The organism is Leucobacter sp. GX24907 (assembly GCF_053567335.1).
This window is the reverse complement of record NZ_JBSGPD010000003.1, coordinates 364,158-389,654: the sequence shown is the minus strand read 5'-3', so window position 1 is coordinate 389,654 and position 25,497 is coordinate 364,158. Positions and strand designations below refer to the sequence as shown.

Here is a 25,497-nt window from a genome sequence, read left to right as displayed (position 1 = left end):
AAGCCGCGGATCGTCTCGTGTTCTTCCACGAGGGCGAGATCGCGGTCAACGCGACTCCTGACGAAGCGTTCAACCGGTCGGAGAACCCGCACCTGAAGAAATTCGTCGACGCCGTCCGCTTCTAGACTGCAACAACGACAAAGGGGCTGGTTCTGCACGCGCTACGCGTGGAGAACCAGCCCCTTTGTCGTTGTCCAGAAGCACCACCTTCGGCCTTTCGGAAACAGCCGAAGGATCTCCCCGTGCGGGGACTTGCGAGAATCTCAATACACAAAGTAGTGTCTGATTGTAAGACACATCGGGTGTTTCGGAGCAGTGCGGCGACGAGGCCACAAGCAGTTCCCAAGTGCACAGCTTTCACCAAGCTGAGAAATGCCCGAGAGGCTTACTGTTGGAATCAACGACACAGATCCTCCCCAGGCGGCAGGGCATCGCCCCTCCCCTTCTCTTCGAAAGGCACTGCTTTGCACACAGTTGTGATCGGCGGCGGCGTTATCGGTCTGACGAGCGCCTACCATCTCGCCCGGGCCGGCGAGACCGTCACCCTCGTCGATGCGCGCGCCACGGGCCTCGGCGCTAGCGATGTCAATGCCGGCTGGGTAGTTCCGGCTGAATCCGCCCCCGTTCCCGGCCCCGGCGCGGTGCTCTCCGCTCTGAAGTGGATGACTCAACCCGATAGCCCGCTCTACATCAAACCCTCGCTCAAGCCTGACTTCGTGTCGTACATGATCGGCATGTTCCGTGCCTCGAACGCGAAGGCGCAGCGCACGGGCTTCGCAGCGATGCTGGCGCTCGCCGAGAACTCGGTACACATGTTTGACGAGTACGTCGCCGACGGCATCGACTACGAACTGCACCACGAAGGCCTGCTCATGGCATTCAAGGACAAGGAGCTGATGCAGCACCACCTCGGCTACGTCGACCTGGTGAAGCGCTACGGCCTCGAGCCGACAGCGCTCATCGGCGATGAGGTCCGCAACCACGAGCCTCTGCTGAACGACTCGGTCGAGGGCGGCCTGTACTTCCCGAAGGAGCTGCATCTTGATCCCGGCGCATTCGTCGGCGCGCTGCACCGCAAGCTCGTCGATATGGGTGTCGAGGTGATCGAGAACGCACCGATCGACTCGGCCCAGCTGAACGGCGGGCGTATCGAAAGCGTCTCCTCGAAAGGCCGTGTTTTCCAAGGCGATCGCTTCCTGTTGGCCGCTGGCGCATGGAGCGGTCAGCTGTCGAAGCTCTTCGGCGCGAACCTGCCTCTCCGGCCCGGCAAGGGATACTGCATCGAAATGGCCCCCTTCGGGCTGCGCAGCGCCACCAATCTGCACGACGCGAAGGTGGCGGTGACGCCTTTCAACAACCGCCTGCGGCTCGCCGGCACGATGGAGTTCGGTGGCCTTGACGAGAACGTCAATCAGGTACGCGTCGAAGCGATCCTGCGCGCGCCCGGCCAGTACTTCCGCGACTGGGAGCCGCCGAAGCGCTCAGAGATCCAGCCACGCGCCGGTATGCGCCCGATGTCACCCGATGGGCTCCCGATCATGGGCCGCCTGCCTCGACTGAGCAACGGGTTCGTCTCGACAGGTCACGCGATGATGGGCGTCGGCTTCTCGCCGGCCTCCGCGACCGTGCTCGTCGATCTCATCCGCAGCGGTAAAGAATCACCGCTGCTCGCCCCCTTCTCCCCCGCACGCTTCCGCGGCGGGCGCTGACCCACAGCTCCCCCGCGAAGACACACACCAGCCAGCCCATCTGAGAGGACCACAACTATGGCACGCCCCGACGCGAACCTCACTGGCATCTTTGCCGCAATCCCCACTCCCTTCACCGCCGACGGATCGGCACTCGACGAGGCCGCGCTGCGCGACCAGATCGAGCGCATGGTCGAGAGCGGAATCTCCGGCGTGGTGCCGACCGGCACAACCGGCGAGTTCTTCAGCCTGAGCGACGCCGAGTACCGCGAGGCCCTCCGCCTGAACGTCGAAGCCGCAGCAGGCCGCATCAAGGTGATCGCCGGAGTCGGCAGCACCTCGACCGCTGGCGCCGTCGAGTATGTGAAGTACTCCGAAGAGATCGGCGCCGACGCCGTCATGGTCGTGCCGCCGTTCTACGATCCGCTCTCCTTCGATGCACTGAAGACCTTCCTGCAGCGCATCTCCGAGGCAACGTCGCTGAACATCATGTACTACAACGTTCCCGGCGCAACCGGCATACACCTGAACGCCGCGCAGCTCGCTGAGATCGGCGCAATCGATGGCGTCAACTACTTCAAGGACACCTCGGGCGATGCCCCGACCTTCACCGAAGTGCTCGTGAACCACTCCGAGAGCATCACCGCGTTCAACGGGTGGGACACGCTCACCTTCTTGGGCCTCGCGCTCGGCGCCAAGGGATCGGTGTGGGGCGTCGCCTCGATCGCTCCGAAGCACGCGGCCGAGCTGTGGCAGGCACTCGCTGTTGAGAAGGATCTGGATCGCGGCCGCGAGCTCTGGGCACCGCTGTGGAAGCTCAGCGCCGTACTCGAGTCGATCAACTACCCCGCCGGCATCAAGGCTGCGATCGAGCTGACCGGCCACCCGGTCGGCCCCGTACGTGAGCCCCTGCTGCCCCTCAGCGATGAGGAGCGCGCACTCGTCGCGGATGCGCTCGATGGCCTGGGACTCCTCGCATGACGACTGAGAAGTTCACCTCTGAGAAACTCACGACCGAGAAGTTCTCAGTCGAGACGATCGAGGTCCACGCCGAAGGCGAGCCCGGTCGCGTCATCCCGAATGCGGAGCGCTTCGTCAAGGGTGACACGATGGCCGAGCGCTTCGACTACTGCACGCAGCACCTCGAGGGGTTGCGCAAGCTTCTGCTGCGCGAGCCCCGCGGATATCCCGCGACGTGCGGCGCATTCCTGCTGCCACCGGTGAACGAGGGCTCGCACCTCGGCATCGTGATCCTGGAGCAGGCGAACTTCACGCCGATGTCTGGTAGCAATACGATCTGCGCGGTGACCGCGGCGATCGAGACCGGCATCGTCCCCGCGGTCGAACCGGTGACGGAGGTCGTCATCGACACCGCGATCGGCACCGTCACCGCCACCGCACAGGTCGAGAACGGCAAGGTGCGCTCGGTCACCCTCGCGAACGTCCCCTCCTTCGCGGTCGCGATCGACCGGCCGCTCATGGTGCCCGGCTTCGGTGAGGTGAAGGTCGACGTCGTGTTCGGCGGTCAGTTCTTCGTACAGCTCGATGTCGCGCAACTCGGGATCGAGCTCACCAGCTCGAACGGCAAGCGGCTCACGCAAGCTGGGGCAGCTGTGAAGGTCGCTGCGCTCCAGCAGATCGAGGTGCAGCACCCGACGAACCCGTCGATCAACGCCGTGAACCTGATCATGCTGCATAACGGTGAGCTCGCTCCGGGCAAGCAGGCCAAGAATGCGACGATCCTCACGAACGGCGATCTTGATCCCGCCCGCCCCGAGACCTGGAACGGTACGCTCGATCGTTCGCCATGCGGCACCGGAACGAGCGCTCGACTCGCAGCTCTGCACGCTCGCGGCGAACTGAAAGCCGGCGAGGAGTTCGCTCACCACAGCATCATCGACAGCATGTTCATCGGCCGTATCGCCGGTGAGACCGAGTTCGAGGGCATCCCCTCGATCCTGCCGACTATCACCGGACGTGGTTGGGTGACCGGCCGCGCGACCTGGGAACTCGACCCGACCGACCCGTATCGCGAGGGATTCACCGTCGGCGATATCTGGGCCGAGTAGGAAGGGCAGAAACATGACCAGCAAGCGATTCCAGGGCAAGGTCGCGCTCGTCACCGGCGGCGGGGGCGGCATCGGCTCGGCCGCGTGCGAGCGCCTCGCCTCCGAGGGTGCAACCGTCATCGTCGCCGACGCCGTCGAGGCCACCGCGAACGCCACGGTTGCGACGCTCCGCGAGGCCGGCGCCACTGCGCGCGCAATCGTCTTCGACCTCACTTCGGGCGAAGCCTGCCGCGAGGCGGTCGCAGAGGTGGTGGCCGAGTTCGGCCGTATCGATGTGCTCGTGAACAACGCGGGTGCGATGCGCCGCGGCGCGCTGCTCGACACCAGCGAGGCCGACTGGAACCTCAGCATGGCGGTGAACGTGAACGCACTGTTCCACATGTGCCAGGCGGTGCTCCCCACCATGATCGAGCAGGGCGGTGGATCCATCGTGAACACGGCATCGCAGTGGGGTCTCACCCCGGCGCCCGGACATATCGCGTACAACGTCTCGAAGGCCGCCGTCGTGTCGTTCACGAAGAGTCTCGCCCGCGACTACGCACCCGACAAGGTACGGGTCAACGCGGTGTGCCCCGGTGAGATCCACACGCCCATGCTCGAACGCGGCATCGCTGAGAAGGGCAAGACCGTCGCCGATCTCGATGCTCTGGTACCGTTCGGCCGCATCGGCAAGCCCCAGGAAGTGGCAGCACTCATCGCGTTCCTCGCCTCTGACGAAGCCGAGTTCGTGTGCGGTGCGTGCGTCGAGATCACAGGAGCACAGGCTGTCGCATGAGCATCACAGCGAACAAGAGCGGCCTGCTGGCCGATGAGCTTGCGGGTACGACGGTGCTCGTCACGGGGAGTTCGCGTGGGATCGGCCGCGCGACTGCCGAGCTCCTCCACGCACGTGGAGCGAACATCATCGTCCATGCCCGCTCCACGACGCCGGCGACTGAGGAGCTGCTGACCCGACTCGGTGGCCGGTCGGCGCTCGTGCTCGGTGATCTCGCATCCCCGGGTGGGGCAAACGAGGTGTGGCAGCGCTCAGTCGATGCCTTCGGTGGAGTTGACGTGCTCGTCAACAATGCAGGCGCTTGGATTGCGTCCGAGCTTTCCCCGGGCGATGCCTGGCGGGAGGGGTGGGACGCGAATCTGCAGCTCAATCTCACCGCCCCGGCAGACCTCTGCCGTTCCGCGCTCCTGCACTTCGGCGAACGCGCCAGGCTCGCATCCGGTGAAGGCGCAGCTCCGGGAACCACCAGGGGGATCATCATCAACCTTGCGTCACGTTCCTCGCACCGTGGCGACGATGCCGAGCATCTCGCTTATGGCGCGGCAAAGGGTGGCCTGCTCGCACTCACTCGAGGAATCGCTCGTGGGTACGCGCAGGCCGGCGTGCTCGCCTATGCCGTTGCACCGGGCTGGGTCGCGACGGACCTCGCGGATGGAGCGATCGAGGACTCGGTGCTTGCCGCGCTGCCGCTCGGAGAAGTCACTCCACCGCAGGACGTCGCCGAGACGATCGCGTGGCTCGCGACCGGTCGGGCCAGGCACGCGACAGGCACGACTATCGACATCACCGGCGCCGACTACGTGCGGTAAGCAAACCAGAGGAGCAGCCATGCGCGAGAGCTCGGCCGTGACAGAAATTCCGTCTGCGACGACGATCATCCCCGGCCGAGCCTCGGGCAGGGTACTCTACACCGACACTCCCATCAGCATGATGGGAGGCGTCGACCCGCTCACCGGCTGCGTGATCGACACGCACCATCCCCTGCTCGGGCAGTCGGTGTCTGGCAAGATCTTGGTGATCCCGAATGGGAGAGGCTCCTGCGCGGGCAGCGGTGCTCTGTTCGAGATGCTGCTCGCGGGTACCGCACCGGCCGCACTGGTCTTCTGTCGAGAAGAGACGATCCTACCGCTCGGGGCGATCATCGCCGAGGAGTTCTTCGGACGTTCGCTGCCGATCGTGCGCGTCTCTCCGGACGAGCATCGCAGGCTCGCCGACGTCGAGTCGCTCACTGTCGGTGAGGCAGTTGCTGACGGGAGCGACTTACTCCGCGATGCTGCACTCGAAACCATCGCACTGAGCGCTGAGGATCGCCGCATGCTCGACGGCGACCGCGGCCCTGCTGCTCGAGCCGCCATGCGTGTCGTGCTTCGCGCCGCCGCACTCGAAGGTGCCACCGAGCTCATCGACGTGGAACTCGCACATATCGATGGCAACTTCTATCAGGGGCCCGCAAGCCTGGCGTTTGCCGAGCGTCTGGTCGAACTGGGTGGGCGAGTCTGCATTCCCTCCACGATGAACTCGGTGAAGGTCGACCTCGAGCAATGGCGCGCACAGGGCGTCGATCCCGCTCTCGGGGAACCCTCCGAAGTCCTCGCTCAGGCGTACATCGACCTGGGCGTCGAGCCCACCTACACCTGTGCTCCGTACTGGCTGGGCGACAAGCCGGCGTTCGGGCAGCAGATCGTGTGGGCGGAATCGAACGCCGTCGTCTTCGCGAACTCGGTGCTCGGCGCGCGCACACTGAAGTATCCGGACTACCTGGACATCCTCGTCGCGATCACCGGCCGTGCCCCGGCCGCCGGAACTCACCTGCCGCTCCCCCGCCGTGCGACGATCCGTTTCGACGTGCCCGCACACGAGTTCGGAGCAGGCTTCGACGACTCCCTCTTCCCGATGCTCGGTTACTTCGCCGGGCAGATCACGGGCAGCGAGGTGCCCGTGATCACCGGGCTCGAGCGCTCCGGCGCGAACCACGATGACCTGCGCGCCCTAGGCGCTGCCCTTGCGACGACCTCGGCAGCACCGATGTTCCACATGGTCGGAGTGACGCCGGAGGCCGGCACCCTCGCCGAGGCGTGCGGCCTGGACATCGAAGCCGCCGGAGACGCCGAGAAGCTCCACACCGTCTCGGTGACGCGGGAAGATCTGCTCGCCATCCGGTCAGAACTCACCTCGGCGACGACTCCCGAGGTCGGACTCGTGGCCTTCGGCAACCCTCACTTCTCGCTCACCGAGATCGAACGGCTCGCCGGTCTCTGCGATGGTGTCGACGGACTCGCTCCGGGCACCTCGCTGATGGTCACCTGCGGTCGGGCCGTGCACCGGCAGGCCGTCAAGCGGGGCTTCGCCCAGCGCATTGAGCGGATCGGCGGAACTTTCATCACCGACACCTGCTGGTGCCTGATCCAGGAGCCGGTGATCCCGCATAACGCCCCCACTGTGATGACCAACTCAGCGAAGTACGCCCATTACGGCCCCGCACAGGTTGAACGCGGAATGCACTTCGGCAGCTTCGAAGAGTGCCTCCGGGCGGCTGTCACCGGCCGAGCGCCGGATGCACCGCCCGCCTGGTTGCGCGCGAGCTGAAACGTCAGGCCTGACGTACCGGATTCTGGTGATGGCTGAATACGATGTGGGTCTGCGTCGAAGCGACTGCGGGGTGCGCCGACAAGTGTTCGATGACGAAGTCACGCACATGGTCTGCGTCTCGAACGGCGAGGTGAATGATGAAATCCTCGGCACCACCCAGGAAGAAGAGCTGCAGTACCTCGGGAAGCTCGCTGAGCTCGTCACTGAGCGCCATGATGTGCTGACGAGCTCCGGCTCGCACCGTCACGCTGACGAGTACCTGTAGGCCCAGCCCCATCGCTCTCGGGTCGACGCTCGCGGTGAAGCCCGTGATGATGCGGCGAGAGACCAGGCTGCGGACGCGCGCGATACAGGTTGATGCGGCGACACCGACCCGCTCCGCAAGCTCGGCGTTCGTGATGCGGCCGTTGCTCTGCAGCTCATCGATAATCTTGCGGTCGATCTGATCGAGCTCCGCTTCCTGCTGCAGATTCTTCATCGCTTCAGCCACAATGTCCCCGCTTCCATCCACCGTCAACCAAAATACTGCAGATCAGCCGAATATTCATCACAAATATATCTTGAATATCGAACATACTGCATAATTGGTAGGAAACAACCGAAGTCGTTGATCTGCACACCGTGAGGCATCGAAACCCTCTGAGCTGAGCAGTCTGCGCCACTGAAACCATTCCATCACACACGACCGAATTCAACGGAGCATCCCATGCGCGTCGGCATCCCCACCGAGATCAAGAACAACGAGAACCGCGTCGCGATCACTCAGGCAGGGGTCCACGAACTCGCGAAGCGCGGTCACGAGGTACTCGTACAGGCAGGCGCCGGCCTCGGATCCTCCATCACCGATGACGAATACATCGCCGCGGGTGCCACGATCGTGGGCGATGCTGAAGGGGTCTGGGAAGCATCCGACATGATCTTGAAGGTCAAGGAGCCGATCGAGGCCGAGTACGGCCTCATGCGAAACGGGCAGGTGCTCTTCACGTATCTGCACCTGGCCGCTTCGCGTCCCTGCACTGACGCCGTCATCGCCTCCGGCACGACCGCGATCGCCTACGAGACCGTGCAGCTGCCGAACCGGGCGCTGCCGCTCCTCGCCCCGATGTCCGAAGTCGCCGGCCGCCTCTCGGCGCAGGTCGGCGCCCACTCGCTCATGAAAGCGAACGGCGGACGAGGCATCCTGCTCGGCGGCGTCACCGCGACTCGCCGCGGCAAAGTCGTCGTCATCGGCGGCGGCGCGGCAGGAGAACAGGCTGCGCGCATCGCATTCGGCATGGGGGCCGAGGTCACGATCATCGACATCTCGATTCCCCGCCTCAAGCAGCTCGAAGACGAGTTCGACGGCCGCATCCAGACCCGCACCTCCAACTCCCACAACATTGCGGAAGCGCTCAAGGACGCCGACCTCGTCATCGGCTCCGTACTGATCCCGGGAGAGAAGGCCCCCAAGCTCGTGACCGACGAAATGGTCGCGCAGATGAAGCCCGGCTCGGTACTCGTAGACATCGCGATCGATCAGGGCGGCTGCTTCGAGAACTCCCGCCCGACCACGCACGACGATCCCACCTTCCAGGTACACGACACGATCTACTACTGCGTGGCGAACATGCCGGGCGCAGTACCGGAGACCTCGACTGCCGCGCTCACCAACGCGACACTCCCCTACGTGGTCGCCCTCGCTGACAAGGGGTGGGCAGAAGCGCTCCGGGCCGATCCTTCCCTTGCACTCGGCCTCAACGCCCACGCCGGAGTCATCACCAACCACGGTGTGGCGCAGGCATTCCCTGACCTCGCCAGCGCGACGGTTGAGGAGACGCTCGCCGCAGCGCAGTAGGCGGCGGAGCCGCCTCGAGCATTAGGATGTGATCGCATCATGTAGTGAGGCAGGATCCTGTCGCACCGCGAGTTCGAAGGAGCACCTGTGACCGCAGCCAGTAACGTCGGGATCTCCGCGCAGAAGCAGAGCAAGGAGCTGAACTCGGAGAAACTGAACTCGGAGAAACTGAACTCGGAGCAGCTGAGTTGGTCGCAGATCGAGCGGTTGTGCTCAGACGCACTGCGCGCCGCCGGTGCCGATGAGGCATCGTCGGCCTCGCTTGCGAGAGCCACTGTCGAGGCCGAGCGCCGAGGCCGCCCCGCCGTCGGTGTTGCGCACCTCTTCGACTACATCGATTCGCTGCGTGCCGGTCGCATCAACGGTACGCCATCCCCCCAGGTGCAGTCCCGCCGATCCTCGGTCGTCACCGTTGACGGTGATCGAGGTGTCGCGCAGCTGCCCTTCGACCTCGTACGTGATGAGTTCATCGACGCCGTCGGCACGACCGGAATCGGCTTGCTCGGAATCGGGCGGACCTTCCCCGTCGGCGAGCTCGGCTTCTACACCGCAGAACTCGCCGAAGCCGGCTTCATCGCGTTAGCGGGCACGAACTCGCCCGTGCTGATGTCCGTGTTCAACGCACCCATCCCGGTTACCGGAACCAATCCGTTCTCGTTCGCCGTGCCGAGCGCAGATGGCATCCGCCTCATCGACCAGGCTTCGAGCGAGGTCGCCTGGGTGAGCATCCGCGATGCGGCGCTCCGCGGCGAGAGCATCCCCGCCGGCTGGGCCATCGATTCCGACGGCAACCCGACGACCGACGCCGCTGCCGCAATCGAGGGTGCCCTGCTGCCCTTCGGCGGACACAAGGGCGCGAATATCACGGTCATGATCGAGCTGCTGGCGGCACTCGCCGGTGGTCGCTTCTCGCTCGATGCCGCGAGCTTCACCGAGGGCGAAGACTGCCCTGAGGTCGGACTGTGGATCATCGCTATCGACCCAGAAGCATTCGACCCCGGGTTCGTCGCCCGCGCCGACGCTCACTTCGCGCGGCTCAGCGAGTTCATCGGACACGAGTTCGGGCGCCGCCGCGAACCGCTCGCCGAGCCGAGCATTCCAAACGAGCTCCTCACCCGACTGACCGAGGCAGCAGGAGACTGAGCCGCAGCCGGGCGGGTCACGCGTGCTGGAAGCGAATGATCCGTTCGAGAGCCTCCGCGACGGCCGCCTCGCCGGCAGCGTATGAGAGACGCACTGCACGATGCCCGGCAACCCGGTCGAAGTCTCCACCCGGCACGACCGCGACATCAGCGCCTTCGAGCAGGGCGCTCGCGTAGGCTGATGAGTCCTCGAAGCGTTCGAGCTGCGGTCCGAGTTCCGAGTAGTAGTAGAACGCCCCATCCGATGGAGCGGCGACCCCCCAGTCAAGCTGGGGCGCCGCATCAAGAATGAGTGACCTGGCGCTCCCGAAGCCCGCAACAATGGCGTCTCGTTCGGCGTACGTTTCTTCAGTGAATGCCGTGAGCGCGAGCTCCTGCGCGGGGGCTGGAGGCGAGAGTGCGAAATTGGAGGCGAGCGCTTCCACCGGGGCGACGAGATCCTCAGGGAGGATTGCCCACCCGAGCCGCCAACCGGTCATTCCCCAGTACTTGGAGAAGGAGTTGATCACGACCGATTCCGGATCGAGCTCCGCTGCGGTCGTGCCGCGGCGATCGGCGGCGGTCTCATCTTCCGAGAATGTGATGCCGTGGTAGATCTCGTCACTGATCAGTCGCACGGAGCGTGCCTGGCACCATTTGACGAGTGCACCCAGGTCGGCGCGGGAGAGCATCGTTCCCGTGGGATTCGCGGGCGACGCGATGATCAGGCCGGCTAATGGGCCGCGTTCGGCATCGGCGTCATCGAGCAGTTCGGGAGTCGGCTGGTAGCGCGTGGCGGGACCCGTCGCGATCTCGACGACCTCGACTCCGAGCGCCGTGAGGATGTTCCGGTAGGCGGGGTACCCGGGGCTCGCGAGCGCGACCTTGTCCCCCGGGTTGAACGCTGCAAGGAAGACGAGCTGGAAGGCGCCCGAGGAACCGGTCGTCACGGCGATACGCGCAGGATCAACCTCGACGCCGTACCAGCCCCGGTAGTGTCCGGCGATCGCCTCTCGCAGCGGCGCGGTGCCGAGCGGACCGGTGTACCCGGCAGCCCGCAGTGTGCCGGGTACGGGTCGGGCGCTCGGCTCGCCGGCGCAGAGGGAGACCACGTCGTGCCCGCGTGCCCGCCGCTTCGCGATCTCGTCGGTGATGCGCATCACCTCGAAGGCCGGGATCCGCGACCGCTCTGAGGCGGCGTACCCTCCACTCCTGCCAGGGACGGGCAGGCCGGTCGGCGGGGTCTTGAACGACTGTCCCGGTATCACGTGCTCTCCTCTGCGCCGGTCAACGAACTCAGGTGCTAGGCCTGACCGCCGATGAACTTCGACGGAATAACAAGCTGCTCCTGTTCCGTGAAGCGGCCCTCGACGGCAGCCGAGTACTCTTCAGGGGCCGAGTCGATGATCGAAACCGATACCTCGTTCTCGCCGAATCCGAAGGTCTCGCGGTAGAAGGTCTCAATCTTCTGAGCGATATCGCGCTTCGTCTCTTCGTCGCGACCCTGGTACATGGTGAGTGCAATATGCGGCATATCCGCCCTTTCTCTCAAGCGCAGCGTTGCTGCGCTCACCACGCTAGCGACTTTCACACCGTTCGGCACATTATCGATGCGTGCGCAGCAGTATTCAATGCGTGCCCGGCAGTATTCAATGCGTGCCCGGCAGTATTCAATGCGTGCCCGGCAGTATTCAATGCGTGCCGGCAGCATTCGATGGGTGCCCGGCAGATCTCATGACACACTCGACTGCTCATCTGCGATGCCGACGCTCCGTTCGGTCAGACGCAGATAGCCGCTGAGCGCGGCGAGCCCTTCGGCAGAGCCTGGCAGCCCGGTTCCGAGGTGCTTCGACGACACGAGATGGGCGGACCATTGCGCCCGGCTGATCGCGACGTTCAATCGGTTGCGCATGAGCAAGAAGTCGAGACCACGCGGCACGTCTTCCGGACTCGAGGCAGCAAGCGTGACGATCGCAATGACGGCCTCCTGCCCTTGGAACTTGTCGACGGTTCCGACGCGTACAGCGCCAAGACCGACGGCGCGCAAGGCCTCAGCGACGCACTCGACCTGGGCGTTGTAAGCGGCGACCACGATGAGATCGTCCGGTGTGAGACGCCGGTGCGTGCTGTGCTCGCTGTGCTTGCTGTGTTCGAGCAGGCTTCCCGCAAGCACCCGCTGTGCGATGCGCACGACTTCTGCAGCTTCCTCGATCGAATGCGTCGAGTTGCCGGTGTGGTCAACCGGATGCCAGACCAGCCCGGCTGGCCCGGCGTCCGACACCACACGGGCTCCGGCGCTCTCATGCGCCTGCAGGCGCCCCTCGTACGAGAGCTCTGACACGACGTCGGCGAGCTCCGTGCGCATCCGCCTGGTTTCCGAAAGGAAGTAGCCGAGTTCGGGCGGCATCGTCTCGAGATCACCGAGCAGCCAGCCGAGGGCCGAGGTGTCGACGGGTTCCGGGTGGTTGCCCTGCGATACCTGCGGCAGCTGCTGCGGGTCGCCGAGCAGCAGTAATCGCTGCGCGGAGACCGAGGCCGCGATCGTCGGTGCGAGCGAGAACTGCCCGGCCTCGTCCACGACAAGCAAATCGAGGGCTTCGCGCTCGACCCTCGTGACGTTACTGAAGTCCCACGCGGTTCCCCCGATCACACAACCGCGCCCGGCCTGCCGATGCTCATCGAGAAATCGGGAGTGGCCGTTCTTCGGCAGCACCGCATAAGGAGGAGCGGGTTCTCCTTCAGGGAGGGTACCGCCCTGCGGCACCTTTCCGACGAGCGCGCTCGACACCCCTGCCTCCACGACACCTGCGAGCACGTTCTCGACGACACGATGGGACTGCGCGACGACACCGATTCGCCACCCGTGCTGTTCGACCAGTCGCTTGATGACATGAGCTGCAAGATACGTCTTTCCGGTACCGGGCGGCCCCTGCACCGCGAGGTAGCTGCGGTCCAAACGCAGCAGGCTGGCCGCCACTGCATCGATGACATCGTGCCCCTGCTGAAGCTCTGCAGATTCGGGGCCGACCAGCCGCGGGGGTCGGCGGCGGATGAGATCGACTACGGGGTCGCTCGGAAATGACCCTGCTTCGAGCGCGGTGAGCAACCGGGCACCCCACTCCTCGATCGCGCCTTTCTGCGCGCCGGGCGGAGGCGGGGGCCCCGGGACCAGCGCGACCGGCAGCACCGCGTACTCATCGGCATCGCCGAGTAGCTCTTGCACGAGGACGCCATCGTCGAGTCGTTCGAGGAGGCGCGCCCTCCGCACACCCCGTGAGCCGGGTGCGCCTCCGTGCTGCGGAAACGGCGCCGGATGATCGTAGAGCACGAACACATCGCCGCCAGGGCGGAGCGAGCTTCCAGGTGCGAGTTCACCGCGCAACAGGAGGTGCCGTCTCCTGGCGCGGGCCCGGGGAGGCAGATGCCAGTCTTCGGAGACCGGGCTGCTCGTCGGGTCAACGACGAGCACATCTCGAGTATCGGCCCAATCCTCGATGGGATCGACGAGCCTCGCGAAGTGCGCCCACCAAAATGATTTCTGCTCGCGCTGGTGATAGTCGATCGCGCTCGCCGCGAGCGCAGCGGCTGCTCGATCCCCCGGTGGCGCTGAGTCGGCCTGCGCGAGCAGCGCGGTAGCGATCGGGCTGAGCTCGATCTCATGGCTGTCGTCGTCCGCCGATGTCTGCGGAACAATCGGGGCAATGCCCTGCTCGGCGGCGATGCCGAGCAGCCAATCGCGCAACCGCAGAGTGGAGACGCAGTCGTAGCGGTTGTAATCGGCGATGGCTTCGAGACGCTGCCGCCCCTCCCGTTGCTGCTCGGGATCCTCCGCGGCGAGCTGCGCACACGCCTCCGCGTACTCGGTGACGGACTGCGCGCCGCTCGTCACTCCATCATCATCACGCAGTTCGTCACCCATGTAGAGCGGTTCGAGCTTCTTGATCGAATACGAGCGCGAGCCGATGCGCAGCGCACGGCGGACGAGCGGATACAGGTCGACCAGCACGTGATCGCGCAACAGCCCATCGACTTCGGCTTCGCCGACGCCGTGCCGCGCAGCGATGCTCAGCAGGTGTGTGCGCTCGTACGGTGCGTAATGGTAGACGTGCATATCGGGGAATCGATCTCGTCGGTCAGCGACGAGCCTGAGGAAATCGAGCAGCGCACGTTTCTCTGCTTCGAGGTCGTGCGCCCAGATCGGTGTGAACTGCTCGGAGACGTCGACCATGCCGAACAGGTAATCGAGGCCCCAGCGCGTGCTCCCCTGGTTGCCGGAGCCGTCGTCCGGCTCTCGGTACATCGGGTCACCCTCGAAATCGAAGAAGAGATCGCCCGGGCTCGGCTCCGGAATCGCGGCGAGTGCGCCGGGATCGATGACCCTCACCGCAGGCATGTGCTGCCCCTCCGACGCGATCTGCACCGCGGCCTGTGCGGCAAGTCGTCTGCGCACGGCGTCGGGAAGTCCGGGAACGGCGGATTCATCGCTGAGCCGGGCTACCGCATCGATCGTGGTCACGCCAGCAGCAAGGAGCGCGTCGCGTTGCGTGCGTCGGAGGCCCGCGATGAGCAACGGGTCCCGATGCTGCAGTACCTCGGGCTCGCACACCTCGCAGCGCCCGCAGGCGACGATGCCGGGAGCGCCCCATTGGATCGGCTCGGCACTGTCACGGGACCCGTCGGAGCCCGTCGCGCGTACCCGATCCAGCAGTATGCGGTGCAGGCGCGCACGACGGGCTCGGAACACCGGAGCAATATCCGAGATGCGATGGCGCGACCGTGCACCGTCGCCGAGGATCAGCACGGCCTCCGGAGCGACCGGAACTTTGATCCGCTCCAACTGCTCGGCATATGCCGCGAGCTGCATAAGTGCCGTGACCTTCGCGCGACGTGCGAGCTTCGAGTCCTGCACTTCGAACGCCCCGTCGGGCTGCCGTTCGAGAAAGTCTGCGAATCCGACGAAGCCGATCTCGAGGTCGCCCGTTGCAGGATCTGCCGGTCGCTGCGCAGGCTCGAAGAAGGTCGCTTGGAACACCACCGCAGCGCCTCCGTTCAGGGCCGCACGCGTCTGCTCGGCGACGATCTCGAGTGCACTGGGCCTCATCGACTCGGGGCGAGGGATCTCGATAACGCCCCCCGACTCGCTGATGGCCCCGCCTGGTTCACCGACGATGCCAACCCCGTACTGGTCTCGCAATGCTGCAAGCACCCGTTCCTCGTGGGCATCGCCGAGCCGGGCGGCGCGTGCGAGCATCGGATCATTATCAGGAGGCACCTCAACACTGCGACCCAGCTTCGCGTCGACCCGTCGCAAGAAGGCGAACTCGCAGGCGCTCGCAGCGGTCAGATCGCTCGCGCTCGTGACGATGCGCTGGCCGACTCCATCGTCGAGGTGCTGCATGAACATGGGCGTCGTCCTTCGCTCGGAACCGCTACGCCGACGACGTTACCGCCTGCCTCCGACATACAGGGTGCGGCCGGTGCACGGTGTCTATCGACACGGCCTTCTCCCGAGGCTGTGTCGAGGTTCGCGGTGCCTGCTACAGGCGGGCGAGACGGTCGATATCTTCGAGGAACGCCGACTGCTCGGCGTCCGACACAGTGGCCCGCGTGACCGAGAGCGCAGCGAGGTAGTCGTCCGTTGCGAGCTCTGCCGGCGCCTCGCTGTCGATTTCTTCTGCGCCGCGCAACACACGCGCGAGAGCCTCCTGGGAGGCGCGTCGAGCCGCGTACTCGATATCGGCTGGCGTGAGGCCTTCGCTTCGCTCAACCAGCGCCGCGAAGTCAACTTCGACCGAGATCTCTTCGGGTACGTACCGCCGCCAAATCGCCTCGCGCGCTTCAGCGTCTGGCAAACCGATCGGCAGCACGTAGTCGAAGCGTCCGTGTCTCAGGAATGCGGAATCCAGCCCGCGCACAAAGTTCGTGGCGCACACGAGCAGAAGCCCCTCACGACTGCGGAAGTCGGCAACGATCTTGAGGAGTTCGTTCGTCACTCCCTGCGTGGGCGTCGGCGGGTCGCTGCGTTGCGAGGCGATCTCCTCCACCTCGTCGATGAAGACGACGCCGTGCTCGAGCTCTCCGATGCGTTCGAAGACACCTCGGAGCGAAGCCGCCATCGAGTTCGTGCCGTCTCCGAGGCGAGACGGGAATACCTCGACGAAGGGCCAGTCGAGGCGTGACGCCACGGCCTTCGCGAATGTCGTCTTGCCGGTACCTGGAGGGCCGAAAAGCATGACGGCACGCGGCGGCACCACACCATACCGATCGGCCAGGTCGGGCTGCGCGAGCGGGGTGACGAGCCGCTCTTCGAGCAGCCGCTTCTCGTGCCGCATGCCCGCAACGTTGCCCCAGAGATGGCGGGGAAGAATCCTGCCCCCGACGTCCTTCAGCAGGTCGAGCTCACGCCGCTGCACCGGCATCTGCCGTTCCAGGTAGCGCAGGTTGTGACGCAGTTCGAAGCTGTTGGAGGTCAGCATGTCGAGACGGCTGCCCTCCGGCATCAACACGGAGAGCGCACCCAACCCGAGGGGCGTCATCTTGCGCTCCAGGGCATCGAGCAGCGCACCTGACACGTTCTCGCTGCGAGCCTCCTCGGAGATGCCGAAGAACACCACCCAGCCCTGCGCGTGCGCGGCGCGGGCGACCGCCGCAGCAACCACACGCTCCCCGAGCACGGCGACGACCGCGTGATCCTCGGTGCACGAAGCCGTGACCTCCGCGAGGGAGTACACGGGCAGCTCTTGCGAGTTGCTGGCCTCCCACCAGAGGCGCACGATGGCGTCGAGATCGTCGTCGTGGAAGTCGCGAATGTGAATGCGTGCCATGGAGGAATCATGCCAGAACACCGGAGCCGGAACCCGTATGTTACGGATGGATTCCTTCGGAACACGGCAAGAGCAGGTAGAGTAGTCCGCGGTGGGCACTGCGGAGTGCCCGACCAGCGTCGCAGGCCCAGAGCACACCCGCCCCCGGAATTCCGGCGGATCGCGCGGTGCCGCTGAAGCGCTCCGCGGCGAACGGATGCGCGATCCTGCGCACTCGCCGACCAGGCCCCGATGCGGCTGCACCTCGCACACACGCGATCCGGTGCGCAGCTCCTGCGGTGCCGCAGAACACACGAAAGGTCCATGTGACCCCCGATACTCCCGCCACGCCCTCGTTCCTCGAACTGGGAGTGCCCGCCCCCATCGCCGATGCGCTCGCCAAGAACGGCAAGTCGGCCCCGTTCCCGATTCAGCGCGACACGCTGCCGGACACGCTCGCAGGGCGCGACGTGCTCGGCCGTGGACGCACCGGCTCGGGCAAGACCATCGCCTTCGGCATCCCGCTCGTCGCGAATCTCGCGAACGATGTCGAATCGAAGCGCCGTCCAGGACGCCCCCGCGCAATCGTGCTCGCTCCCACTCGCGAGCTCGTCACCCAGATCGCCGAGACCATCAAGATGCTCGCCGACCCCCTCAAGGTACGGGTCACCACCATCTTCGGCGGCGTCTCGCAGCGCCGACAAGAGGAAGTGCTCGAGCGCGGAGTGGATATTGTCGTCGCAGCCCCCGGTCGCCTCGACGACCTCATGGGACAGGGACTCGTGGACCTCTCAGGCGTCGAGATCACCGTGCTCGACGAGGCCGACCACATGGCCGACATGGGCTTCCTCCCGGTCGTCACACGCATCCTGAACAAGACCCCGAAGGTGGGCCAGCGTCTGCTCTTCAGCGCCACCCTCGACAACGGGGTCGATCGGATCGTCGGCAAGTACCTGCACGACCCGATCCTGCACTCCGTGGACTCGGCTGAGAGCCCCGTGCCGCAACTCACACACCACGTCTTCGAGGTCGACGGCAAGGATCAGAAGGACGCGCTTATCGAGGCACTCGCCTCGGGCACCGCGCGTCGCATCTTCTTCACTCGAATGAAGCACCAGGCCAAACGTCTCGCGAAGACGCTGACCGCACGAGGCATCCCGGCGGTCGAATTGCAGGGCAACCTCTCGCAGAACGCACGCGACCGAAACCTCGCAGAGTTCGTCTCGGGCGACGCCAAGGTGCTCGTCGCGACCGATGTCGCCGCGCGCGGCGTGCACGTCGACGGCGTCGACCTCGTCGTGCACATCGATCCCCCGGTCGAGCACAAGGCATACCTGCACCGCTCCGGCCGCACAGCCCGTGCCGGCAACGAAGGCGACGTGGTCACCCTCGTCTTGCCCGAGCAGCGCGGCGAGATGAAGCAGATCATGCGCGCAGCCAAGATTCGCGTCACACCGAAGCGCGTCGATCCGATGTCCAAGAACGTCGACCCCGAGGTCCTCGCGCTCATCGGGGAGGTCGCGCCCCGCGTCGACCCGCGCGAGACCGAACGGCGCCGTGCCGAGGCACAGGCCGCACAGCAGCGCGCAGCGGGACAGGCTCCGGCTGGTCAGGGCGCCTCGCAGGGTGCGAACGCCAAGCGGAAGCGGTCTCGCCGCGGACGCGGCGGCGGCAGTGGCCAAGGAGGCCAGGGCGGTCAAGGTGGCCAGCGTAGCCAGGGAGGCCAGGGAGGCCAGGGAGGCCAGGGATCGGGCGCGCGCGCCGGTGGGCAGAGTCGTAACGGCCAGAGCCGCGGTGCGTCAGGGCAGGGCCGCGGTGACCAGAACCGCGGCGGCTCAGGTCAGAACCGCAATGCATCAGGGCCGAACCGCGGCGGGTCGAGCCGAGGTCCGCGTCGCGCGCAGCGGCCGAGCGGCGACTGAGGCTTCGAAGCGCCTGATCGCGCGCCGCAGCCCCTGAATGGTGAATCGCTCGAGGTCACCCCTCGAGCGATTCACCGTCGATGTAGTACCAGTGCCGGGCTGCGGTGTCGGCTCCGCTCTCGCGCACGAATCGGCTGCGCTCGCGCTGACGAATCCTCCCTGCGGGCGTCTGCCCCACCGCCGTGAACGTCACGTACCCCTGGCTGTCGAAGGGGCCGCCGCCTTCGACCTGCTCGACGGCCAACCGCAGCCAGCGAGTCTCGGGGTCCAGCAGCGTCTCTGCGGCCGAGGGGCGCGTCGATGGGTGCCACGAGGCTCGCAGGTACTCCTCGAGTCCCAGCGCGAATGCGCTGTATCGCGACCGCATGAGTCTCTCCGCGGTGGGTGCGGGAGCGCCGTCATGGATCGGCCCGCAACAGCGCTCGTATGCGTCGCCGCGTCCGCACGGGCAGGCGCTGCCGTTCACGTCCGTCAGCCCTCCTGTCGACGGATCTTCTCGGCGCGCGCGAACCAGGCCACGGCGAACGAGAGCACGAGCGAGAAGAAGACGCCGAGGTTCGCCCAGGCCCAGTCGCCTTCGCGCCCACCGATCAGGAACAGGAGGTACCCCTGCCAGTTGTTCCAGGGCGCGTCCGCGGCGAAGCCGTTCACGACGAATCCCCAGCCGATGATCGATGCGATGACCATCGTGCCGATGGAGATCCAATCCCAGGATCCGTACCGGCCGCTCGCATCGAAGAGCGCATGCTCGTCGTAATCCTTGCGTCGACGCAGAATGTCGGCGATCAGGATCCCGGCCCAGGATGCGAGCGGTACACCAAGCGTGATGAGGAAGCTCTGAAACGGACCCAAGAAGTCGGTCGCAAAGAAGACCACCCAAACCGTGCCTGCGGTCAGGATCAGTCCGTCGATCGCAGCCGCAGAGGGACGCGGGATCCGGATCCCGAGACTCAACAGCGTGAGTCCCGAGCTGTAGATGCCGAGCACAGCACCCGAGACGAGCGCGAGCACGGCGGTGAGCAGGAACGGGATCAGCACCCAGATGGGCAGCAGCGCAGCGAGCGCGCCGATCGGGTCAGCGGCGATCGCGTCAGCGAGAGCGGGATCTGACCCTCCGAGCAGCAGACCGAAAACGACAAGCAGAGCGGGTGCCACTGATCCACCGATGGTGTTCCAGAGCACGATCGCGCCGTCGGACGCGGTGCGCTTCTGGTACCTGGACCAGTCGGCAGCAATATTGATCCACCCGAGTCCGAATCCGGTCATCACCATAACGAGGGCGCCCACGACCTGCCCGATACTGCCGTTCTCTATCGCGAGGACCGCACCGAGGTCGATGTGCGGGATCGCGAGCACGATGTAGAGCACGGTCACCGCGCCCGTTACCCACGTCAATACCGATTGCAGCTTCATGATCGTGTGATAGCCGAGCACCGATGCGACCACGATCAGCGCGGCGACGATCACGGTCGCCGCGACCCGCAGCGCAACGCTGCTGCCGTCTCCCCCGAGCTGGGTGATGACCGTCGCGGTGGCGAGAACCGCCATGATCGCAAGAAAGGTCTCCCAACCGATCGACGTGAGCCAGGAGACGATGCCGGGCACCTTCTGTCCGTGCACGCCGAAGGCTGCGCGTGACAGCACCATAGTCGGTGCCGAACCGCGTTTGCCAGCGATCGCGATGAGCCCGCAGAGCAGGAACGAAACCACGACTCCGATGACCGACACGACGGTCGCCTGCCAGAAGGAGATCCCGAAGCCGAGCACGAATGATCCGTAGCTCATACCGAACACGGATACGTTGGCCGCAAACCACGGCCAGAAGAGGTCACGCGGCTTCGCCGTACGCGCCGCTTCCGCAACGATCTCGATGCCAGTCCTCTCGACGAGGGCGGGCGGCTGCACTGCTGCCTCAGACACGATGTCCTCCCAATGACGGGTGATGGCGGGTGACTTCCCGATCGGCTCAATCATGGCAGAATACTGGGAGTGCGCGGCGAATTTCTCAGCCGCACCCCACTCGACTATCACGAGGAGCCTCAACCGTGAAGATCCGCACCCGTATCACCACCGCCGTGACCGTTGCTCTCGCATCGATCTTCCTCGCGGCGCCGGCATTCGCCTCTGAAGAGGTCGAGAAGTACGACCCCTCCGACGCGTTCTCGGCTGCCGGCGAACCGGTTCAGGTCGTTCCGATCCTCATCGTCGGCCTCGTACTGCTGGCGATCGTGCTGTTGCTGTCGAGCCTGATCGGCCGACTCTTCGACCAGGCGAAGTAGGCGCGCGAAGCATTTTTGCGAAGGGCCGGGGTGTCACCGAGGTGATCCCCGGCCCTTCGCCGTGCCAGTACTGAAAACGCGTCAGTGCCGAGTACGACTCAGTGCTGAGAAGGTGTCAGTGCTGAGAACGTGTCAGTGCTGAGCAGGCTCGCCGACCTCGAAGCGCCGCCCTTCCTCCCGGATGAAGAACGCGATGACCGCAGTGGCCGTCGCAGCAGCACCGCCGATGAGGAACGACACACGGGTGCCCATTGCGAGTGCGTGCGGATCAACGGCCTCGGGCGATCCCGCAAGATTCGTCGAGACCAGCGTCATCACTGTCACGAACAGAGCCGTGCCGGCGGCGCCCGCGACCTGTTGCACCGTCGAGATCGTGGCACTTCCGTGCGAGGCAAGCAACGGCGGCAGGGAGCCGAGCGCGACCGAGAAGAGCGGCGTGAACGTACCCGCAAGCCCGAGGCTCAGCACCAGGTGAGTCGCGAGCACCTGCCAGATCGACGTCGTATCAGTGAAGAAGCCCATGCTCCACAGTCCGATTGCCGTGACCACGGTGCCTGGCACGAGCACGAAGCGTGCGCCCCGCGCATCGACCAGACGCCCCACCCACGGGCCCAGCAGCCCCATGAGCAGACCGCCAGGGAGCAGCAGCAAACCGGTTCGCAGGGTGTCGAAGCCGAGCACGTTCTGCACATAGATCGGCAGCAAGATCAGCGTTCCGAAGAGTGCCATCGAGCAGAAGGTAAACAGCACGACCGAAAGCGAGAACGGTCGCACCGTGAACGTACGCAGATCGAGCAAGGCGCGATCCTCCCGCTGCAGCCGCAACTGCCGCAGCACGAACAACAACAGCGCAATCGCACCCACTGCGAGCGGCAGCCACGGCGCGACGGCCGCCTCCCCGTGCGCCGCCTCGCCAAAGGCGCTGAGCCCGTAGACGATGCCACCAAATGCGACGACCGACAGCAGCACCGACAGCAGATCTACGCCGACCTTCCGCTGCACGCCGACGTTCGGCATCTTCATCGCACCGATGATGAGCGCCGCGGCCGCAATCGGCAGCATGACGATGAAGAGCCAGCGCCACACCAGCCATTGCAGAATCAGACCGGAGAGTGTCGGGCCGAGTGCCGGGGCCACCGACATGACGATCGCGATCCTGCCCATGACCTGCCCACGGCGTCGATCTGGCACCACAGTGACCACAGTGGTCATGAGCAACGGCATCATGATGGCGGTACCGCTCGCCTGCACCACTCGCCCGACCAGCAGCAGCGCGAAGCCGGGTGACACCGCAGCAATGAGCGTGCCGAGGGTGAACAAGCTCATGGCGATGATGAACAGTGTGCGGGTGCGCAGGCGCTGAATGAGCATGCCTGTGATCGGGATAACAATGCTCATCGTGAGCAGAAAGGCAGTCGTCAGCCACTGCCCCGCGGCCGCCGAAATGTCGAGCGCATCCATGAGCTGAGGCAGTGCAACACCCATGACCGTCTCGTTCAAGATCACGGTGAACGCAGATGCGAGTAACAGCCACACCGCGAGCTGCTCGCGGGGACCAAAGTTCTGCTCACGTAGATCCGCAGCGGTTGACATGGGACTCCTTCAGGATCCGAGGAGCGACAGACTCACGAGGTGCGCGCTCCGAGCACCGGCCCGGGTCGGGCGCAGCGGATGCTCGCATCACGCGGTGCAAAAGACTAGATCGTATCACTCAGACGGGGCGTTCGGCGACGGTTCGTCCGCTGATGAATCGTCCGCCGACGGTTCGTGCCCCGACGATCTCTCCGAATCCTCGGAACCGTGCTTCGCCCACTGCGCGCAGGCTTCGATGGCGTCATCAGGCAGCCCGAGCACTGAGCGCGCCGCAGCCCCGGCCTCGGGAGCGTCTCCTGGATCCCAGGCATAGCTCGCCGCCTCATCGGCCGGGAGCTTCTCGAACTCTTCAAGTTGTTCAGCGTCGGCCTGCAGCGCATCGCGCACATCCTCGACTTCGTCTTGTGTGCCGGTCGGCCACGTGTGCTCATCTTTTCCAAGCATCTTGATGGCTGAGGTCATCGCGCCCTGAAGATGCTCCACCGCATCGTCGAGCAGCGTGTCGAGCGACGCGGAATCCGTGTCTCCTCGACCCACGGCGATGCGCAGCTTATCGACCGCCAGATCCATCTCGCCCCACGCATCATTGACCGGGCACACGGCATCGAGATACGTGCCTCCGGCTTGCGTCGCGGTCAGCACCTCCGGTGTCGGCTCCGGTTCTGACGCGCACCCGACAAGCGTCAGTACTGCAACGGCACCGACAACCCCGGCCCGCATCTTCGACCGCGTCACGCAACCACCGGACTCGTCCGCAGCATACGGTTCGCGAGGGCGCCGCCGATCGCGGTCGCACCCCCGAACAGGGCGAAGAGCGCTGCAGGCCCGAAGGAGGACCCATCAGCCCACACGAGCGACGCCTGCGCCGCCAAGGGAAGAAATCCACCGACGACCGCTGCAAGGTTGTAGCCGAGGCTCACTCCTGAGTAGCGCAGTTCCGTGGGAAACAGCAGGGCGAGTGTCGGCCCGGCAACCGCAAACGCGAGAATCACCGCAGAGAGTCCGAGACTCACCGCAATCATTGCGGCTGCAGGTTCACGCGAATCGATCAGCCAGAAGACCGGGAACGCAACGACGACCGTCGCGAGACCGCCCCACATGGTCACGCGGCCAGGCCCGAATCGTTCGCCGAGGCGCCCCGCGAGCAGGGTCACCCCAGCTTGCACGACCGCGGCGACGAGCGTCGCGTTCACCATGAACCCTCGCTCGAAACCGCGCTCGCCGGAACCGAAATTCACGATGAAGGTATTCATGAAGTAGAACCCGCCCACACCGAGCATCGATACCAGAATCGCGACGCCCAGACGCTGCGGAACTCGTCGCACAAGCTCCCAGAGCGGGACTCTCGTACGATTCCCTCGCTCCAGAATTCGAGTGAATTCCGGCGACTCTTCGATACGGCGACGCAGCATGACCGCAACAAGCAGCATGGGAATCGCGGCGAGGAACGGGAGGCGCCATCCCCACGCATCGAATGTCTGCGGAGGCAGCAACAGCACAACGGCAAACGCACCGCTCGAGAGCAGCGTCGCAATCGGAGACGACAGCTGCACGAAGGCCGCCAGCCGGTTCCGATGCGTGGGCGGCGCGTGTTCCACCGCGATCGTCATCGCCCCGCTCCATTCACCGCCGACCGCGACGCCTTGGATCAGACGCAGCAGAACGAGCAGCATCGGAGCCGCGATGCCGATGGCGACGAAATCCGGGAGCATGCCGATGAGCGCCGTCGCCACCCCAATGAGCACGACGCTGAAGATGAGCGCTGGTCGACGCCCCCAGCGATCGCCAATCGTGCCGAACAGCATGGCACCGAGTGGGCGCGCGACGAAGCCGACGCCGAAGGTGGCGAACGCCGCAAGCGAGGCCGCACGCGGATCAAGCTCAGTGAAGAACAATCGATTGAACACGAGCGCCGCAGCGAGGCCGAAAAGGTAGTAGTCGTACCATTCCATCGCCGTTCCTACGAGCGCCGCCACCGCAACCTTGCGCGCCTGCCTCGCCGAGATGGTCGTCGTGGGTGCTGCGGAACTCCGTTGAGCTGAGGCTGCGGTACCCGCGTCAGTCATCGGCTTTCCTTCGGATCTTCTTCAGCAACGGCGTCTTCGGCCCGTGCTCCCGCACGAGATCGGTCAGATCCTTTTCGATCAGCTGCTGGATGCGCTCGTCTCGCGCCTCGCGGTACTCCTCGTTGTCCCCGCCCGCGTAGTAGGGGTGCGTCGCTCGATTCGCGAGGGAATCGCCGATCTCCGACCATGCTGCTTCGCGAGCCCGCTCGGCTGTGGAGGTGACATAGTTCTCGTCCGATGCATGCTCGCGCAGCTTCTCAGCGACCCCCTCGTACACCTGTTGGCGGTGCTTCAGCGTCCGATTGTCTCCGCCGCGGAAGGTTGCCTCGCTCCAGGCACTGTTGCCCTTCTCACTGATCTCGTCGCGCACCTGTTGGATGTGCGCGGCGTCGCGATCCCGCTCATCGGCGAGCTCAATGGTCGCCTCACGCACCATGTCGGCGATCTGCGCGGCATCGTAGTTCTCGCCACGCTTGAGCGCGTTCATGATGATCTCGTTCTTCACGTTCATGCGCACCGCGACATCTGCGACGAGCAGACCCTGCTCGACGATCTCTTCGACCGGCGCGAGCTCTCGACGCGGCAGGAACTCGGGCCCGCGCGGGCGTCTGCGCCGCTTCGACCACCAGCTCACGAGGCTCCTTTCGCCGCAATTGCCACCGGTATCAATTATCTCCTACGATCTCGGTTCCCGATCAACTCCGTGACGAAACGTGTTCAGCGCGCTGTGACCCACTCGCGGGCGCCTCGCTGATCCG

The 25,497-nt window shown here is 65.4% G+C and carries 21 protein-coding genes; 10 read left to right on the top strand and 11 right to left on the bottom strand.

The features are described 5' to 3' along the window. Nucleotides 1–464: 464 nt before the first annotated feature. Genes ACUYV6_RS06880 through lhpI form a run of 6 tightly spaced genes read left to right on the top strand, consistent with a single transcriptional unit; the run spans nt 465 to nt 7,118 of the window. Complete coding sequence (locus ACUYV6_RS06880) at nt 465–1,709, top strand: NAD(P)/FAD-dependent oxidoreductase (RefSeq protein ID WP_449277911.1); 1,245 nt, start codon at nt 465–467, stop codon at nt 1,707–1,709. A 57-nt stretch (nt 1,710–1,766) separates the two neighbouring features. Beyond that, nucleotides 1,767–2,669 carry a dihydrodipicolinate synthase family protein gene (locus ACUYV6_RS06875; RefSeq protein ID WP_449277910.1) on the top strand — a complete coding sequence of 301 codons (903 nt, stop codon included), beginning with the start codon at nt 1,767–1,769 and terminating at the stop codon, nt 2,667–2,669. Continuing rightward, complete coding sequence (locus ACUYV6_RS06870; protein ID WP_449277909.1) at nt 2,666–3,757, top strand: proline racemase family protein; 1,092 nt, start codon at nt 2,666–2,668, stop codon at nt 3,755–3,757. Before ACUYV6_RS06875 ends, ACUYV6_RS06870 begins: the two co-directional genes overlap by 4 nt. A 13-nt stretch (nt 3,758–3,770) precedes the next feature. Continuing rightward, nucleotides 3,771–4,532 carry an SDR family NAD(P)-dependent oxidoreductase gene (locus ACUYV6_RS06865; protein WP_449277908.1) on the top strand — a complete coding sequence of 254 codons (762 nt, stop codon included), beginning with the start codon at nt 3,771–3,773 and terminating at the stop codon, nt 4,530–4,532. Then, a complete protein-coding gene (locus ACUYV6_RS06860; RefSeq protein WP_449277907.1) occupies nt 4,529–5,341 on the top strand; it encodes an SDR family NAD(P)-dependent oxidoreductase in 813 nt (270 codons plus the stop codon). Before ACUYV6_RS06865 ends, ACUYV6_RS06860 begins: the two co-directional genes overlap by 4 nt. Nucleotides 5,342–5,360: 19 nt before the next feature. Continuing rightward, nucleotides 5,361–7,118, top strand: coding sequence for a cis-3-hydroxy-L-proline dehydratase (gene lhpI, locus ACUYV6_RS06855; protein ID WP_449277906.1), 1,758 nt, complete (start codon nt 5,361–5,363; stop codon nt 7,116–7,118). A gap of 4 nt (nt 7,119–7,122) precedes the next feature. On the opposite strand, the gene ACUYV6_RS06850 is transcribed toward lhpI, so the two are convergent. Continuing rightward, nucleotides 7,123–7,599 (bottom strand): Lrp/AsnC family transcriptional regulator, encoded by a 477-nt coding sequence (locus ACUYV6_RS06850; RefSeq protein WP_449277905.1) that lies wholly within the window; start codon nt 7,597–7,599, stop codon nt 7,123–7,125. A 228-nt stretch (nt 7,600–7,827) separates the two neighbouring features. Between ACUYV6_RS06850 and ald the strand changes: the two genes are divergently transcribed. Further along, nucleotides 7,828–8,955: an alanine dehydrogenase gene (gene ald / locus ACUYV6_RS06845; protein WP_449277904.1), complete on the top strand. Its 1,128-nt coding sequence runs from the start codon at nt 7,828–7,830 to the stop codon at nt 8,953–8,955. An 87-nt stretch (nt 8,956–9,042) separates the two neighbouring features. After that, entirely contained in the window at nt 9,043–10,098 is a 1,056-nt protein-coding gene (locus ACUYV6_RS06840) for an Ldh family oxidoreductase (protein ID WP_449277903.1), read from the top strand. Between the two features lie 16 nt (nt 10,099–10,114). Here ACUYV6_RS06840 and ACUYV6_RS06835 read toward each other — a convergent pair whose 3' ends face one another. The 4 genes from ACUYV6_RS06835 to ACUYV6_RS06820 all read right to left on the bottom strand — a co-directional run bounded on the left by ACUYV6_RS06835 (nt 10,115) and on the right by ACUYV6_RS06820 (nt 16,900). Then, the gene (locus ACUYV6_RS06835; protein ID WP_449277923.1) at nt 10,115–11,236 is read right to left on the bottom strand and encodes a pyridoxal phosphate-dependent aminotransferase; all 1,122 of its coding nucleotides are present in this window, start codon (nt 11,234–11,236) and stop codon (nt 10,115–10,117) included. 143 nt (nt 11,237–11,379) lie between these two features. After that, nucleotides 11,380–11,610 (bottom strand): tautomerase family protein, encoded by a 231-nt coding sequence (locus tag ACUYV6_RS06830; RefSeq protein WP_449277902.1) that lies wholly within the window; start codon nt 11,608–11,610, stop codon nt 11,380–11,382. Nucleotides 11,611–11,808: 198 nt separating this feature from the next. Then, nucleotides 11,809–15,480 carry a TM0106 family RecB-like putative nuclease gene (locus tag ACUYV6_RS06825; protein ID WP_449277901.1) on the bottom strand — a complete coding sequence of 1,224 codons (3,672 nt, stop codon included), beginning with the start codon at nt 15,478–15,480 and terminating at the stop codon, nt 11,809–11,811. A 133-nt stretch (nt 15,481–15,613) separates the two neighbouring features. After that, nucleotides 15,614–16,900, bottom strand: coding sequence for an ATP-binding protein (locus ACUYV6_RS06820; RefSeq protein WP_449277900.1), 1,287 nt, complete (start codon nt 16,898–16,900; stop codon nt 15,614–15,616). Nucleotides 16,901–17,205: 305 nt separating this feature from the next. Here ACUYV6_RS06820 and ACUYV6_RS06815 point away from each other — a divergent pair, with 305 nt between their 5' ends. Further along, nucleotides 17,206–18,801, top strand: coding sequence for a DEAD/DEAH box helicase (locus tag ACUYV6_RS06815; protein WP_449277899.1), 1,596 nt, complete (start codon nt 17,206–17,208; stop codon nt 18,799–18,801). A 55-nt stretch (nt 18,802–18,856) separates the two neighbouring features. Here the strand turns inward: ACUYV6_RS06815 and ACUYV6_RS06810 are convergent, their stop codons facing one another. Next, nucleotides 18,857–19,267 carry a YchJ family protein gene (locus tag ACUYV6_RS06810; protein ID WP_449277898.1) on the bottom strand — a complete coding sequence of 137 codons (411 nt, stop codon included), beginning with the start codon at nt 19,265–19,267 and terminating at the stop codon, nt 18,857–18,859. Between the two features lie 5 nt (nt 19,268–19,272). Beyond that, nucleotides 19,273–20,775 (bottom strand): purine-cytosine permease family protein, encoded by a 1,503-nt coding sequence (locus ACUYV6_RS06805; RefSeq protein WP_449277897.1) that lies wholly within the window; start codon nt 20,773–20,775, stop codon nt 19,273–19,275. A gap of 71 nt (nt 20,776–20,846) precedes the next feature. Between ACUYV6_RS06805 and ACUYV6_RS06800 the strand changes: the two genes are divergently transcribed. Beyond that, entirely contained in the window at nt 20,847–21,080 is a 234-nt protein-coding gene (locus tag ACUYV6_RS06800) for a hypothetical protein (protein ID WP_449277896.1), read from the top strand. Between the two features lie 132 nt (nt 21,081–21,212). Here the strand turns inward: ACUYV6_RS06800 and ACUYV6_RS06795 are convergent, their stop codons facing one another. The 4 genes from ACUYV6_RS06795 to ACUYV6_RS06780 form a co-directional block, all read right to left on the bottom strand. After that, a complete protein-coding gene (locus ACUYV6_RS06795) occupies nt 21,213–22,673 on the bottom strand; it encodes a DHA2 family efflux MFS transporter permease subunit (RefSeq protein ID WP_449277895.1) in 1,461 nt (486 codons plus the stop codon). Nucleotides 22,674–22,787: 114 nt separating this feature from the next. Further along, complete coding sequence (locus ACUYV6_RS06790) at nt 22,788–23,408, bottom strand: hypothetical protein (protein ID WP_449277894.1); 621 nt, start codon at nt 23,406–23,408, stop codon at nt 22,788–22,790. Next, nucleotides 23,405–24,739: an MFS transporter gene (locus ACUYV6_RS06785; RefSeq protein WP_449277893.1), complete on the bottom strand. Its 1,335-nt coding sequence runs from the start codon at nt 24,737–24,739 to the stop codon at nt 23,405–23,407. Before ACUYV6_RS06785 ends, ACUYV6_RS06790 begins: the two co-directional genes overlap by 4 nt. Continuing rightward, the gene (locus ACUYV6_RS06780; RefSeq protein WP_449277892.1) at nt 24,732–25,373 is read right to left on the bottom strand and encodes an asparagine synthase; all 642 of its coding nucleotides are present in this window, start codon (nt 25,371–25,373) and stop codon (nt 24,732–24,734) included. The genes ACUYV6_RS06785 and ACUYV6_RS06780 overlap by 8 nt, the downstream gene beginning before the upstream one ends. Nucleotides 25,374–25,497: the final 124 nt, after the last annotated feature.